The sequence below is a fragment of the Streptomyces sp. 1-11 genome (genome assembly GCF_007176755.1).
Taxonomy (GTDB): Bacteria; Actinomycetota; Actinomycetes; order Streptomycetales; family Streptomycetaceae; genus Streptomyces.
Map to the genome: position 1 here is coordinate 121337 of NZ_BJTV01000018.1, position 13190 is coordinate 134526.

At 72.2% G+C, this 13190-nt stretch carries 16 protein-coding genes; 9 read left to right on the forward strand and 7 right to left on the reverse strand.

Annotation, left to right across the window (positions count from 1 at the left end):
- The first annotated feature begins 5 nt into the window (after positions 1 to 5).
- The 5 genes from TNCT1_RS30315 to TNCT1_RS30330 all read left to right on the forward strand — a co-directional run bounded on the left by TNCT1_RS30315 (position 6) and on the right by TNCT1_RS30330 (position 2574).
- On the forward strand, positions 6 to 428 hold the full coding sequence (locus TNCT1_RS30315) for a Mov34/MPN/PAD-1 family protein (protein WP_143638449.1): 423 nt from the start codon (positions 6 to 8) through the stop codon (positions 426 to 428).
- A gap of 112 nt (positions 429 to 540) precedes the next feature.
- Positions 541 to 636: a putative leader peptide gene (locus TNCT1_RS37010; RefSeq protein ID WP_348652465.1), complete on the forward strand. Its 96-nt coding sequence runs from the start codon at positions 541 to 543 to the stop codon at positions 634 to 636.
- Positions 637 to 751: 115 nt separating this feature from the next.
- Complete coding sequence (locus TNCT1_RS30320) at positions 752 to 1030, forward strand: MoaD/ThiS family protein (RefSeq protein ID WP_143638451.1); 279 nt, start codon at positions 752 to 754, stop codon at positions 1028 to 1030.
- 5 nt (positions 1031 to 1035) lie between these two features.
- Complete coding sequence (locus tag TNCT1_RS30325) at positions 1036 to 1986, forward strand: PLP-dependent cysteine synthase family protein (protein WP_143638453.1); 951 nt, start codon at positions 1036 to 1038, stop codon at positions 1984 to 1986.
- A 114-nt stretch (positions 1987 to 2100) separates the two neighbouring features.
- Positions 2101 to 2574, forward strand: coding sequence for a hypothetical protein (locus TNCT1_RS30330; protein WP_143638455.1), 474 nt, complete (start codon positions 2101 to 2103; stop codon positions 2572 to 2574).
- A 26-nt stretch (positions 2575 to 2600) separates the two neighbouring features.
- Here TNCT1_RS30330 and TNCT1_RS30335 read toward each other — a convergent pair whose 3' ends face one another.
- Entirely contained in the window at positions 2601 to 3059 is a 459-nt protein-coding gene (locus tag TNCT1_RS30335; protein ID WP_143638457.1) for a type II toxin-antitoxin system PemK/MazF family toxin, read from the reverse strand.
- A 241-nt stretch (positions 3060 to 3300) separates the two neighbouring features.
- On the opposite strand from TNCT1_RS30335, the gene TNCT1_RS30340 reads away from it, so the two are divergent.
- Positions 3301 to 4053 carry an MBL fold metallo-hydrolase gene (locus TNCT1_RS30340; RefSeq protein WP_143638459.1) on the forward strand — a complete coding sequence of 251 codons (753 nt, stop codon included), beginning with the start codon at positions 3301 to 3303 and terminating at the stop codon, positions 4051 to 4053.
- Positions 4054 to 4123: 70 nt separating this feature from the next.
- Here the strand turns inward: TNCT1_RS30340 and TNCT1_RS30345 are convergent, their stop codons facing one another.
- Positions 4124 to 5389, reverse strand: coding sequence for a PTS transporter subunit EIIC (locus TNCT1_RS30345; protein WP_143638461.1), 1266 nt, complete (start codon positions 5387 to 5389; stop codon positions 4124 to 4126).
- Between the two features lie 169 nt (positions 5390 to 5558).
- Complete coding sequence (locus TNCT1_RS30350; protein WP_143638463.1) at positions 5559 to 6857, reverse strand: PTS transporter subunit EIIC; 1299 nt, start codon at positions 6855 to 6857, stop codon at positions 5559 to 5561.
- A gap of 222 nt (positions 6858 to 7079) precedes the next feature.
- Here TNCT1_RS30350 and TNCT1_RS30355 point away from each other — a divergent pair, with 222 nt between their 5' ends.
- From TNCT1_RS30355 to TNCT1_RS30365, 3 genes are all read left to right on the forward strand, one after another.
- Complete coding sequence (locus TNCT1_RS30355; protein ID WP_143638465.1) at positions 7080 to 7313, forward strand: glucose PTS transporter subunit EIIB; 234 nt, start codon at positions 7080 to 7082, stop codon at positions 7311 to 7313.
- Positions 7314 to 7389: 76 nt separating this feature from the next.
- Positions 7390 to 8127: a ribonuclease PH gene (rph, locus tag TNCT1_RS30360; protein ID WP_143638467.1), complete on the forward strand. Its 738-nt coding sequence runs from the start codon at positions 7390 to 7392 to the stop codon at positions 8125 to 8127.
- Positions 8128 to 8253: 126 nt separating this feature from the next.
- The gene (locus TNCT1_RS30365) at positions 8254 to 8655 is read left to right on the forward strand and encodes a hypothetical protein (RefSeq protein WP_143638469.1); all 402 of its coding nucleotides are present in this window, start codon (positions 8254 to 8256) and stop codon (positions 8653 to 8655) included.
- 92 nt (positions 8656 to 8747) lie between these two features.
- On the opposite strand, the gene TNCT1_RS30370 is transcribed toward TNCT1_RS30365, so the two are convergent.
- The 4 genes from TNCT1_RS30370 to TNCT1_RS30385 all read right to left on the reverse strand — a co-directional run bounded on the left by TNCT1_RS30370 (position 8748) and on the right by TNCT1_RS30385 (position 12155).
- Positions 8748 to 9473, reverse strand: coding sequence for a DUF1707 domain-containing protein (locus tag TNCT1_RS30370; protein ID WP_143638471.1), 726 nt, complete (start codon positions 9471 to 9473; stop codon positions 8748 to 8750).
- A 9-nt stretch (positions 9474 to 9482) separates the two neighbouring features.
- A complete protein-coding gene (locus TNCT1_RS30375; RefSeq protein WP_143638473.1) occupies positions 9483 to 10451 on the reverse strand; it encodes an ATP-binding cassette domain-containing protein in 969 nt (322 codons plus the stop codon).
- The gene (locus TNCT1_RS30380; RefSeq protein ID WP_143638541.1) at positions 10448 to 11215 is read right to left on the reverse strand and encodes an ABC transporter permease; all 768 of its coding nucleotides are present in this window, start codon (positions 11213 to 11215) and stop codon (positions 10448 to 10450) included. Before TNCT1_RS30380 ends, TNCT1_RS30375 begins: the two co-directional genes overlap by 4 nt.
- Positions 11216 to 11354: 139 nt before the next feature.
- Positions 11355 to 12155 carry an ABC-2 family transporter protein gene (locus tag TNCT1_RS30385; RefSeq protein ID WP_143638475.1) on the reverse strand — a complete coding sequence of 267 codons (801 nt, stop codon included), beginning with the start codon at positions 12153 to 12155 and terminating at the stop codon, positions 11355 to 11357.
- Positions 12156 to 13190 lie beyond the last annotated feature (1035 nt).

Sequence of the window (13190 nt, forward strand, 5' to 3'; positions counted from 1 at the left end):
CCCCCATGCTGACCATCACCCAGGCCCTCCACGACCAGATCGTCGCCCACGCGCGCGAGGACCACCCGGACGAGGCGTGCGGCGTCGTCGCGGGCCCGGTGGGCGCCGGCCGCCCCGAGCGCTTCATCCCGATGCTGAACGCGGCCCGCTCGCCCACCTTCTACGAGTTTGACTCCCAGGACCTGCTCAAGCTCTACCGGGAGATGGACGACCGCGACGAGGAGCCGGTGGTCATCTACCACTCCCACACCGCGACCGAGGCCTACCCCTCCCGCACCGACATCGGCTACGCCAACGAGCCCGGCGCCCACTACGTCCTGGTCTCCACCGCCGACGCCGACGGCCTCGGCGACTTCCAGTTCCGCTCCTTCCGCATCCTCGACGGCGAGGTCACGGAGGAGGAGGTCAAGGTCGTGCAGGCGTACTGACCGGCGCTCCGGCGGGCGCGCCGATCCCGGCGGTCTCAGCCAGTGGCCGAGGGCCATCCGAAGTGTGGGACGGCACTCCGGGTGCGGGGGCGGGAATCGATACGATGACCTCATGGTTGACCGAGACGTGAGCGACAAGACGCCGGGCACGCTGCTCGTGGCGCGGCTGCACGTCGACCTGTGCAGGCTCGCAAGCGCCATCTGTTGACGCACGCCTCTGCCGCCGTACGGCCGTGAGCCGGCGGCGCCCACTCCGCGTACATGAGACGCCCGCGCTGTCGCGCCCACCGACCTGACTCATTTTCGACAGGAGCCCTGACGCCATGGCCATCGAGGTCCGCATCCCGACCATCCTCCGCACGTACACCGACGGCCAGAAGGCGGTGGAGGGCACCGGGGACACCCTCGCCGAGCTCTTCGCCGACCTCGAGTCCCGGCACCCGGGCATCCAGGCCCGCATCGTGGACGGCGAGCAGCTGCGCCGCTTCGTCAACGTCTACCTCAACGACGAGGACGTCCGCTTCCTCGACGGCATCTCCACCAAGCTGGCCGACGGCGACAGCGTGACCATCCTGCCGGCCGTCGCCGGTGGCATGGCCTGATCCCGATGCGTTACGACTCCCCGCTGGCCGCGGTGGGCAACACCCCTCTGGTGCGCCTGCCGCGGCTGTCGCCGTCCGACGACGTCCGCATCTGGGCCAAGCTGGAGGACCGCAACCCCACCGGCTCGGTCAAGGACCGCCCGGCCCTGCACATGATCGAGCAGGCGGAGAAGGACGGCCGGCTGACCCCGGGCTGCACCATCCTGGAGCCCACCTCGGGCAACACCGGCATCTCCCTCGCCATGGCCGCCAAGCTCAAGGGCTACCGCATGGTGTGCGTGATGCCGGAGAACACCTCGCAGGAGCGCCGGGACCTGCTCGGCATGTGGGGCGCCGAGATCATCTCCTCCCCGGCCGCCGGCGGCTCCAACACCGCCGTGCGCGTCGCCAAGGAACTCTCCGCCGAGCACCCCGACTGGGTGATGCTCTACCAGTACGGCAACCCGGACAACGCGGGCGCCCACTACGCCACGACCGGCCCGGAGATCCTCGCCGACCTGCCCTCCGTCACCCACTTCGTCGCCGGCCTCGGCACCACCGGCACCCTCATGGGCGTCGGCCGCTACCTGCGCGAGCACAAGCCGGACGTGAAGATCGTCGCCGCCGAGCCGCGCTACGACGACCTGGTGTACGGCCTGCGCAACCTCGACGAGGGCTTCGTCCCCGAGCTCTACGACGCCTCCGTCCTCACCACCCGCTTCTCGGTCGGCTCGGCCGACGCGGTCACCCGCACCCGCGAGCTCCTCCAGCAGGAGGGCATCTTCGCGGGCGTCTCCACCGGCGCCGCCCTGCACGCGGCGATCGGCGTCGGCAGGAAGGCGGTCAAGGCGGGCGAGAGCGCCGACATCGTCTTCGTCGTGGCCGACGGCGGCTGGAAGTACCTCTCCACCGGCGTCTACACCGCCGCCACCACCGAAGAGGCCATCGAGACGCTGCACGGCCAGCTCTGGGCATAGGTTTCGCCACCCGAGGGGAATTCCGCCCTCCGCACGCGGGATCCGTCCGCGCCGGTGGTACGTCACATCCGTACCAGCGGCCGGACGGCCGGCCACGGACGAAAGGCGGACCCCATGCGTCGAACGACGACCCTCGCCCTCGCGGCAGCCGCCCTGCTCCTCGCGGGCTGCGGCTCGCAGAGCGGCGGGGACGGCGGTGACGACACCGGGGGCGGCAGCGGCAGGGTGTCACCGTCGGCGACCGGCACACCGCCGTCCGGCGGGTGCGTCTCCCACGCCGAGCTGACCGCCGCCGACGACGGCCGCACCCTCTGCCTGACCAAGGGCGGCGAGCTGCGGCTCACCCTCGACGGCAGCAAGGACCGCCCCTGGAAGCCGGTCGCGGCGAGCGGCACCGCCCTGGAGGCGATCAACTCCGGCTTCGTCATCCAGCCGGGCGACGCCACCGCCGCCTACCGCGCGGCGGCCGCCGGCACCGCGGAACTGACGTCCTCCCGGCCGATGTGCCCCGAGCCCACCGCCACCGGCCAGGTCTCCTGCGAGGGCGTCCAGGAATGGAAGGTCACGGTGACGGTCCGGCAGCAGTAGCCGCCCCGCGGCCGGCCCGGCGCGGCTCAGCCCGCGAGGTGGCGCACCTGGTCCCACAGCACCGGGTCGACCACGCCCACCCGGCGCCGGAAGTCCCCCACCGGCACCTCCCGCAGCTCGTCGGTCTGCAGGAAGCTGGGCCGCCCGTGCGCGTCGCCGACCGCGCCGGGCGGCAGCGGGATCACCCCGGCGCGCTCGTCGTGGTACTTGCTGGTGATCTTCGCGACGGTGGCCCGGTTGCCGCGCACCGCCAGCACCAGGCAGGGGCGGTCCTTGGACTCCGCGCGGTCCTCGTAGGGCACGTTCGCCCACCAGATGTCGCCGGGGTGCGGGCGCGTCCGGGAGCGGTCCCGGGTCCCGGGGCGTCCGGGCGGCCGCAGCCTGCGCCCGCCGGGCCGCCGGCCCCGCCCCCAGCCGTCGACGAGTGTGGCGACCAGCGCGAGCAGCACCACCGCCGCGAGCGCCAGCCACCAGGACGTGTCCATGAGGACGACGTTACCGGCGCGCGCCCGGCATTGCGCGCCCTCTTCCGTTCTTATGCGCCCCTGGGTCCAGCCGAACCGGTGACAGCACAGGTGAGTTCGCCCACAACGGCCCCTGGCGGAGGAGCGACCCGCGCTTTCGCGCCTTACGCTCGACGGACCGCACGACCCCCGTCTGCCCTGCCCCCGGCCCCTTTCGCCGGCTCCCCGTCCGCCGCCTTCCGCCAACGGAGGTTTCTGCTTCATGAAGCTCACCGTCGTCGGCTGCTCGGGGTCGTTCCCATCCGCGGAATCGGCCTGCTCGAGCTACCTCGTCGAGGCCGACGGCTTCCGGCTGCTCCTCGACATGGGCAACGGCGCCCTCGGCGAGCTGCAGCGCCACTGCGGTCTCTACGACCTCGACGCGATCTTCCTGAGCCACCTGCACGTCGACCACTGCATCGACATGTGCGCCTACTTCGTCGCGCGCTACTACCGCTTCGACGGCGGCCGCTGCGCCCCGATGCCGGTCTACGGCCCCGAGGGCACCGAGCACCGCCTGACCACGGCCTACGCCGACACCCCCTCCGCCTCCTCCATGAGCGAGGTCTTCGACTTCCACACGGTGAAGCCCTCGACGTTCGAGATCGGCCCGTTCACCGTGCACACCGAGCGGGTGCGGCACCCCGTGGAGGCGTACGGCATCCGGATCGAGCACGGCGGGAAGGTCCTGACGTACTCCGGCGACACGGGCGTCACCGGGACGCTGGACGAGCTGGCCCGGGACGCCGACCTGTTCCTGTGCGAGGCCGCGTTCACGCACGGCAAGGAAGACATCCCGGACCTGCACCTCAACGGCCGGGAGGCCGGCGAGACGGCGGCCCGCGCGAACGCCCGCCACCTGGTCCTCACCCACATCCCGCCGTGGACCGACCCCCAGCTCAACCTGACCCACGCCCGTGAGGTCTTCACCGGCCGGGTGGACCTGGCGGCGCCCGCGGCGACGTACGAGATCTGACGCCCCGGCAGACGACGGAGAAGGCCCCCGGAGCCGATCGGTTCCGGGGGCCTTCGCCGTGCGGGGGAGGCTACTTGGCCTCGGCCTTCTGCAGCTCCGCCAACTCCTCGTCGGACTCGCGGCCCGGCGTAGGCAGGTTGAACTTGACGATCGCGAAGCGGAAGACCGCGTAGTAGACGGCCGCGAAGCACAGGCCGACCAGCACCAGGCCCCAGGGGTTGGTCGCGATGCCCAGGTTCAGCCCGAAGTCGACCACGCCCGCCGAGAACCCGAAACCGTCCTTCATGCCCAGCGCCCAGGTCAGCGCCAGCGAGACGCCGGTGAGGACCGCGTGGATGCCGTACAGGACCGGCGCGATGAACATGAAGGTGAACTCGATGGGCTCGGTCACACCGGTCACGAACGAGGTCAGCGCGATCGAGAACATCATGCCGCCGACCACCTTGCGGCGCTCCGGGCGGGCGCAGTGCACGATCGCCAGGCAGGCCGCCGGGAGGCCGAACATCATGATCGGGAAGAAGCCGGTCATGAACTGCCCGGCGGACGGGTCGCCGGCCAGGAAGCGGGCGATGTCGCCGCTCTTGCCGTGGTAGTCGCCGGCCTGGAACCAGGGGAACGAGTTGAGCAGGTGGTGCATGCCGATCGGGATCAGCGCGCGGTTGGCCACACCGAAGATGCCGGCGCCGACCGCGCCCGACCCCACCAGCCACTCACCGAAGTTGTGCAGACCCGTGCCGAGGACCGGCCAGATGTAGCCGAACACGATGCCGAGGAGCAGGCCGGCGAACGCCGACAGGATCGGGACCAGGCGCCGGCCGCCGAAGAAGCCCGCCCAGTCGGGCAGCTTGGTGCGGTAGAAGCGCTGGTAGATCAGGGCCACGACGATGCCCATGACCACACCGCCGAGCACCTTGGCGTCCACCGGCGCGTCCACCATGACGACCTTGCCGTCGACGGCGGTCGCCACCTTCGGCAGGTTCTTGTCGGTGAACGTGCCCAGCACGTTCTTGAAGACCAGGTAGCCCACGACCGCCGCGAGCGCCGTCGAGCCGTCCGACTTCTTGGCGAAGCCGATGGCGATGCCCACGGCGAACAGCAGCGCCATGTTGTCGAGGATCGCGTTCCCGCCGGCGGCCATGAAGCCCGCTATCTTGGTGAGGAACGTCGGGAACGACGGCCGTCCCAGCATGTCGGTGTTGCCGAGGCGCACCAGGAGGGCGGCGGCCGGCAGCACCGCCACCGGCAGCATGAGGCTGCGGCCGATGCGCTGCAGCACAGCCATCGTGCCGGCGCCCTTCTTCTTCTCGGCCGCGGGAGCGGCGCTGGCCGTGGTCACAACTTCCTCCATGTGGGCATGGCGCCGCCCGTGCGTGGGGAGGGAGGACGGCGGCGTCTCTGGTCTACACCACTCAGTGGTGTAGACCTGTTGTAGCACGATGAAGGCGGTGTAAGGAACCCGCGATTCCCGTCACCGCCGCGCTACTCGCAGTGCCCCTGCGGGGCGGCTACGCCTTGGTGACGTCCTCCACCTCCTCCGCCCGCTCCCGCCCCGGTGTCCGCAGGTCGAACCTGGTGATCGCGAAGCGGAAGACCGCGTAGTACACCGCCGCGAAGCACAGGCCGACCGGGATGATCAGCCACGGCTTCGTCGCCAGGTGCCAGTTGATGACGTAGTCGATCAGACCGGCCGAGAAGGCGAAGCCGTCGTGCACGCCGAGCGCCCATGTCACCGCCATCGAGACCCCGGTCAGCACCGCGTGCACGGCGTACAGCGCGGGCGCGACGAAGAGGAAGGAGTACTCGAGCGGCTCGGTGATGCCCGTCACGAACGACGTCAGCGCCACCGACAGCATCAGCCCGCCGACCTCCTTGCGCCGCTCCGGCCGCGCGCAGTGCGTGATCGCCAGCGCCGCCGCCGGCAGCGCGAACATCATGACGGGGAAGAACCCCGAGGTGAACTGCCCCGCGTCCGGGTCGCCGGACAGGAACATGTTGATGTCGCCGTGCACCACCGTGCCGTCCGGCGTGGTGTAGCTGCCGAACTGGAACCACAGGGGCACGTTCAGGAACTGGTGCAGCCCGATCACCAGCAGCGCCCGGTTGGCCACGCCGAACAGCCCCGCGCCCCAGGACCCCGCGTCGCGCAGCCACTGGCCGAAGCCCTCCAGCCCGGCGCCGACCGGCGGCCAGACCCACAGGCACAGACCCGCGAAGAGGATGGCGACGAACGACATGACGATCGGCACGAGCCGGCGGCCGTTGAAGAAGCCCAGCCAGTCCACCAGCCGGGTGCGGTGGAGGCGGGCCCAGAAGAAGGCGGCCAGCAGGCCCATCACGATGCCGCCGAAGACGCCCGGGTTCTGGAAGGTGAAGGCCGTCACCGTCCCGTTCCCCACCTGACAGCCGACGTGCTCGACCGCCTTCGAGCCGGCCGGGCAGTCCTGCGGGAACTCGTGCAGCACCCCGTAGTAGACGAGGAACCCCGCCACCGCCGCGAGAGCCGTCGAGCCGTCCGCCTTCTTGGCCATGCCGATCGCCACGCCCACGCAGAACAGCAGCGGCAGCCCCAGCGAGCCGTCGAGCAGCGCGCCGCCCGCCCCCAGCATCACCTTGGAGACCGTGGTCCAGCCGAGGCCCCCCGCGCCGACCACGCCCGGCTGGGCCAGCCCGATCAGGATGCCCGCGGCCGGCAGCACCGCGATGGGCAGCTGCAGACTGCGGCCCATCTTCTGCAGGCCCTGGTACAGCCGCTGCAGCCGTACGCGCGCGGGGCGGGCGGTGCTCTCGGCGCTGTCGGCGCTCATCGGGGTCCTCCCTGAACCGCTCGGCCTCGCACCCCGGCCCGGCGGCCGAATCCTTCGGCGCGCAAGCCGGTTTGGCGACCGTCCCTCCGGTGGTGTAGACCAGTCGGCGGACGGTTCCGCTGTGGTGATCGCCATCATTGGGCACGTACCGCACGACCGCTCGCGAAGATGGGCCAACTGTGGGTTACTGCGACAAAGCGGTTCGGATCAGGGAGAAGCAACATGGCCAGCAAGGCTGAGAAGATCGTCGCCGGCCTCGGCGGCATCGACAACATCGAGGAGATCGAGGGCTGCATCACCCGGCTCCGCACCGAGGTCGCCGACCCCTCGCTCGTCGACGACACCGCCCTGAAGGCCGCCGGCGCCCACGGCGTCGTGAAGATGGGCACCGCCATCCAGGTCGTCATCGGCACCGACGCCGACCCGATCGCCGCGGAGATCGAAGACATGATGTGAGCCTCCCGGTTCACCTGGAAGGGGCACTTCCCGACGCGGGAGGGGCCCCTTCCGCGCGTGCGGATAGGCTCGGCGCATGTCTCGAATCGACGGCCGCACCCCCGAACAGCTCCGCCCGGTCACCATCGAACGCGGCTGGAGCAAGCACGCCGAGGGCTCCGTCCTCGTCTCCTTCGGCGACACCAAGGTCCTCTGCACCGCCTCCGTCACCGACGGAGTCCCGCGCTGGCGCAAGGGCAGCGGCGAGGGCTGGGTCACCGCTGAGTACGCCATGCTGCCCCGCGCCACCAACACCCGCGGCGACCGCGAGTCCGTCAAGGGCAGGATCGGCGGCCGCACCCACGAGATCTCCCGGCTCATCGGCCGCTCTCTGCGCGCCGTCATCGACTACAAGGCGCTCGGCGAGAACACCATCGTCCTCGACTGCGACGTCCTCCAGGCCGACGGCGGCACCCGCACCGCCGCCATCACCGGCGCCTACGTCGCCCTGGCCGACGCCGTCGCCTGGGCCCAGGGCCGCAAGCTGATCAAGGCCGGCCGGCAGCCGCTCACCGGCACCGTCAGCGCCGTCTCCGTCGGCATCGTCGGCGGCGTGCCCCTGCTCGACCTCTGCTACGAGGAGGACGTGCGCGCCGAGACCGACATGAACGTCGTCTGCACCGGTGACGGCCGCTTCGTCGAGGTCCAGGGCACCGCCGAGGCCCAGCCCTTCGCCCGCCAGGAACTCGACGCCCTGCTCGACCTCGCCGTCAACGGCTGCGGCGAACTCGCCGCGGCCCAGCGGGCGGCGCTGGACGCCACCCTGGCAAAGTAAAGGGACCGCCAAAGAGCCCGCCCCGCGAGGGCAACCCCCGCACCCTCCCCGACGTCCGTATGGGTACGGGCGCACGGCTCAGCACTGTGCGCCCGGCCAGCCGTACCAGGGGAGGGACACACCACCATGGCCGCCAGCCGACGCCGAAGCCGGCTCACCGCCGTCGCCGCCGCCGTAGCGACCGCCGCGCTCACCGCCGGCCTCACCACCGGCTGCGACGCCGTGAACAAGGCCCTGGACTGCGTACAGACCGCCGACTCCATCGCCGACAGCGTCACCGACCTCCAGCAGGCCGTGGAGAACGCCGGCGACGACCCCACTCAGGCCGACGCCTCCCTCGACTCCATCGAGAAGAACCTCCGCAGGATCGGCGACAAGACGGACGACGCCGACGTCAACAAGGCCGTCGACGACCTCTCCGAAGCCGTCGGCAACGTCCGCGCCGCCATCGCCGACGGCGACCGCACACCCGACGTCAGCCCCGTCACGGACGCCGCCGGCGAGCTGACCAAGGTGTGCACCTCCTAGGTGGGGACAGTCCGGGTTCTGGGGGCGCGCCTTACCCCCCGGGGCGGCGCGCCTGCACGCCGTCCGGGGCTGACGGTGCCTGGGCGCCGCGGCTAGTACCGGCGCCGGTCCTCGCGCCGGGCCCGGTGCAGCTCGTGCCGGGCCTCCTTGCGCTCCAGCCGCTCCCGCCGGCGCTGCTCCTTCAGCCGCTGCCGCTCGGCCCGCGTCACCTTGCGCTCGACGCCCACCCCGCCCCAGAAGGCGAAGCCGCCGACGATCACCCGCGGCGCGCCCGGCTCCGGCGGACCGTCGTCCCTCGGGTGCTCGAAGCCCCCCATCACGCCGACGCCCCGCACCACGACCTCGACCCCCGGCGGCACGATCACCTGCACCCCGCCCATGACCGCCACGCAGTTGATCTCCACCTCGCGGTCCGCGAAGTACGCCTCCCGCAGATCGATCTCGCCGCCGCCCATGAAGGCGAAACAGTTGAACCGCTTCGGCATCGTCCAGCGGCCCTTGCGCTCGAACCCCGACAGCACCGCGAACCCGCCCGCCGAGGAACCCTCGCCCCCGACGATCCGGCCCGCCCAGCCGTCCTGCCCGGCGGGCGCCTTGCTGAAGGAGACCGCGGCGGGCGCCGCGGCGGCGCCGGCCGGCAGATCACGGGTGATCGGCGCCAGCTCGCCGTACGTACGCGCCTGGTACGTCGCCTCCAGCCGCTCCTCGAACTCCCCCATGTCCAGGCGGCCTTCGGCGAGGGCGTCGCGCAGGACCTCGGCGACCCGCTCACGGTCGGCGTCGGACGCCCGGAGGTCCGGGACTGCGTCGTCGGTCATGGCAGCAGCCTACGAGACCGCCTTCTCCGCGTACATCTTCGCGATGACCGCCTCGATGTCCGGCTCCCGCACCGACAGGTCCACCAGCGGGTACTCGGCCGCGATGTGCGCCACCAGCGGCGCCGCCGACTGCCCCGCCGGGAACGCCAGCCACTGCCGCGGCCCCGACACCCGCACCACCCGGCACGACGGCGCCTCGATCGGCGGCAGCTCCCGCTCCAGATCCACCACCAGCGTCCGCTCGCCCTCCCCGGCCTCGTGCAGCCCGGCCAGGGCGCCGTCGTACATCAGCCGCCCGTGGTCGATCACCATCACCCGCGAGCACAACTGCTCGATGTCCTGCAGATCGTGCGTCGTCAGCAGCACCGTCGTGCCGCTCCCGGCGTTCAGCTCCTTCAGGAAGCCCCGCACCTTGGCCTTCGACACCACGTCCAGGCCGATCGTCGGCTCGTCCAGGTACAGCACCTCCGGATCGTGCAGCAGGGCCGCGGCGATGTCGCCGCGCATCCGCTGCCCGAGCGACAACTGCCGCACCGGCACGTCCAACAGGTCGCCCAGCTCCAGCAGTTCGACGCACCGGTCCAGGTTGTCCCGGTAACGGGCGTCCGGGATCCGGTACATGCGGTGCGCCAGCCGGTAGGAGTCGATCAGCGGCAGGTCCCACCACAGCGTCGTCCGCTGCCCGAACACCACACCGATCCGGTGCGCCAGCCGGGTCCGCTCCCGCGACGGATCGATCCCCGCCACCCGCAGCCGGCCGCCGCTCGGCGTGAGGATCCCGGTCAGCATCTTGATCGTCGTCGACTTCCCGGCCCCGTTCGGACCGATGTAACCGACCATCTCGCCGCGCGCCACGGTGAACGAGAGGGAGTCCACCGCCCGCACCTGCCGCCGCTCCCGCCTCATGAACCCGGTCTTGCGCCGCACGTCGAAGACCTTCTCGACCCGGTCCACCTCGATGAACGCGTCCACCGTCAACTCCCTGTACTCCGATAGGACCGAAGACCCGCCCGCCACGCCAGCCCCGCTGCGGCGCAGCACACCGCCGCCACCAGCGGGGGCGCGAACGCCGCCCCCTCCGGCAGCCCGTCCAGCGGATACGGCCTGCCCAGCACGTAGGCGGCCGGCACCCAGTTGACGAAGGCCAGCGGGAACATGAAGGTCACGCCCCGCACCAGCTCCTTGCCGAACACCGTCGGCGGGTACTGCAGCAGCGTCTGACCGCCGTACGTGAACGCGTGCTGCACCTCGGACGCGTCCTGCGCCACGAACTGGAAGGCCGCGCCCACCACGAACACCGCGCAGAAGATCACCCCGCCGCAGACCACCATCCCCGGCACCATCAGCGCCTTGACCGGCGTCCAGGTGACGTCCGACGCGACCAGCGCGTAGCCCAGCACCAGCGCCCCCTGGCCGAACCGGCCGACCCGCCGCAGCGCGAACCGGTCGGCGGCGACCTGCGCCAGCACCGGCGCGGGCCGCACCAGCAGGGTGTCCAGCGTGCCGTCGCGCACCCGGGTGCCCAGCCGGGCCGCCGACCCCATCACCAGGTCCGCGATGCCGAAGGACGTCGCCGACAGCCCGTACAGGAACGCCACCTCGGGCAGCGAGTAGCCGCCGAGGACGTCGACCCTGGAGAACATCAGCATGATCGTCACGAAGTCGAGGCCGGTCACCACCAGCCCGCCGAACGCGGTCAGCGCGAAGGACAACCGGTAGGTCAGCGTCGAACGGATCCACATCCCGGCGATCAGCCGGTAGGCGCGCAGCCCTTCGGCCAGCGGGTTGTACCCACCCGCCCTGTCGCGCCCGCGCACCGCGTCCTGCCGGCGCACCGCGTCGCGCTCACGCACCGCGTCCTGCCCGCGCACCGTGTCGTACTCACCCACCCTGGACCACCACCCGCCGGGCCGCCGCCCTCTGCACCAGCCGCCCCGCCGCCAGCAGCACCACCGCCCACACCGCCTGGAAGACGAAGGAGGGCAGCGGATCGGCCGTCCCCATCAGCACGTCCGCCGGCACCTGCACCTGCGCCGCCCACGGCAGCGCCCGTACGACCTCGCCGAGCGTCCCGGGGAAGGCGTTGAGCGGCAGCGTCATCCCCGAGCAGAAGATGCCGGTGACCATCAGCGCCTGCAGCGCCCCCGTGCCGTCCATCAGCCAGAAGCCGGTCAGCGCCACCAGGTAGCGGATCCCGAAGCTGACGACCATCGCGAGCGCCACGGCGACCAGGAACGCCAGCCAGGTGCCCACCTCGTGCGGGAGCGCCGTCGGGAAGACCAGCGCCCCGAAGACGAACGGGACCACCCCGCGTCCGAGCAGCTGGAACAGCGCCCGGCCCAGGTCGTTCGACAGCCACCACATCTGCAGGTCCACCGGCCGGTACAGGTCGATCGCGACCTCACCCGTACGGATGCGTTCCATGAACTCGGTCTCGAAGCCGCCCCCCTGGATCGCCAGCGTCGCGTACAGAGCCTGCCCCAGCCAGACGAACGTGACGGCCTGCGCCTGGTCATAGCCCCCGAGGTGCGGCTTCGCGTCCCACAGCGCCAGATAGGTGTAGACGAGGATCAGTCCGAAGACCGTGTTCGTGAACACCCCTGCCGCCGTGGCCGCCCTATACGTCGCGTACCGTCTGAATCCCCCCGTCGCGACGGCCGCGTACAACCGTCCCGCGCCCACGCCAGTCAACCTCCCCGGACCGCTCGACACCGAAGCGCAGGAGCCTAGTCCGGAGGCCCGGCGGCCGGCCACGCATTTTCGTGCCGGAAGCGTGCCGGAATCCGGGAACGGATCGCCAGGTGCGAGAGTCTTCAAACTGGGGGCCGCAGAGGCGTACGAGGCGTACGGGAAACGTACGACGCGAAACAGGAGTCCGTGCACGACATGAGCGACGAGCCGCAGCCGCAGCAGCCGAACAAGGGCGGGGCGCCGGGACGACCGAGGCCGGCTGCAGGGCCCGCCCGACCCGGCGAGGCCGGCGGCGGTGCCACCGGGAACACCCGGCCCGGGGACGGCGACGACCGGGACCTGGGCAGCAAGCGCGAACAGGGAGGGGACGCGGACCGCCCGGGCAGGGCGGAGCCGGAGCGCACCGGAGCCGGTTCCGGCCAGGACCGGGGCCGGGACGGCTCGGCTCGCGGCGGCCAGGGGAACCAGGCCGGCCCCGCCTCCGGCGGTCAGCCCTCGCCGGGCGCCGGCGTGGACCAGGCCGCCCGGGCCCGCCGCGCGGCCCTGGCCGCCCAACTGGGCCGGAAGGGCCGCACGGGCGAGGGGAGCAACGGCGCCGGGACACCCGGCGAGCCCCAGGGCGGCCTGCCCTCCCAGCAGGCCGGGCAGTCACGCGAGCCCGGGAAGCCCGAGTCCGCCGAGGGCCGCGAGTCCGGCCCCCGGCGCCCCGGCGTGCCCCCGCGGGCGTCCGGCGAGGCCGGGGGCGCCCGGCAGCAGGCGGCCGAGGGCCCGCAGCGCCCCGGCGTGCCCGAGCAGTCGGGGAAGTCCCGGGAGCCCGGCAAGGGCGAGGGTGCCGGAGGGCCGGGAGCGGAGCGTTCCGCCGGGTCCCCGGGTTCCGGCCTGCCCCAGCGGCCGGTGAGGCCGCAGGGATCCGGGACGTCCGAGGGCGCCCGGCGCCCCGGTGTGCCTCCGCAGGCGCCGGGCAAGGGTGAGGGGTCCCGGAAGCCCGGGGCCGAGAGTGCCGGGGGCTCGCAGCGGCCCGGTGTG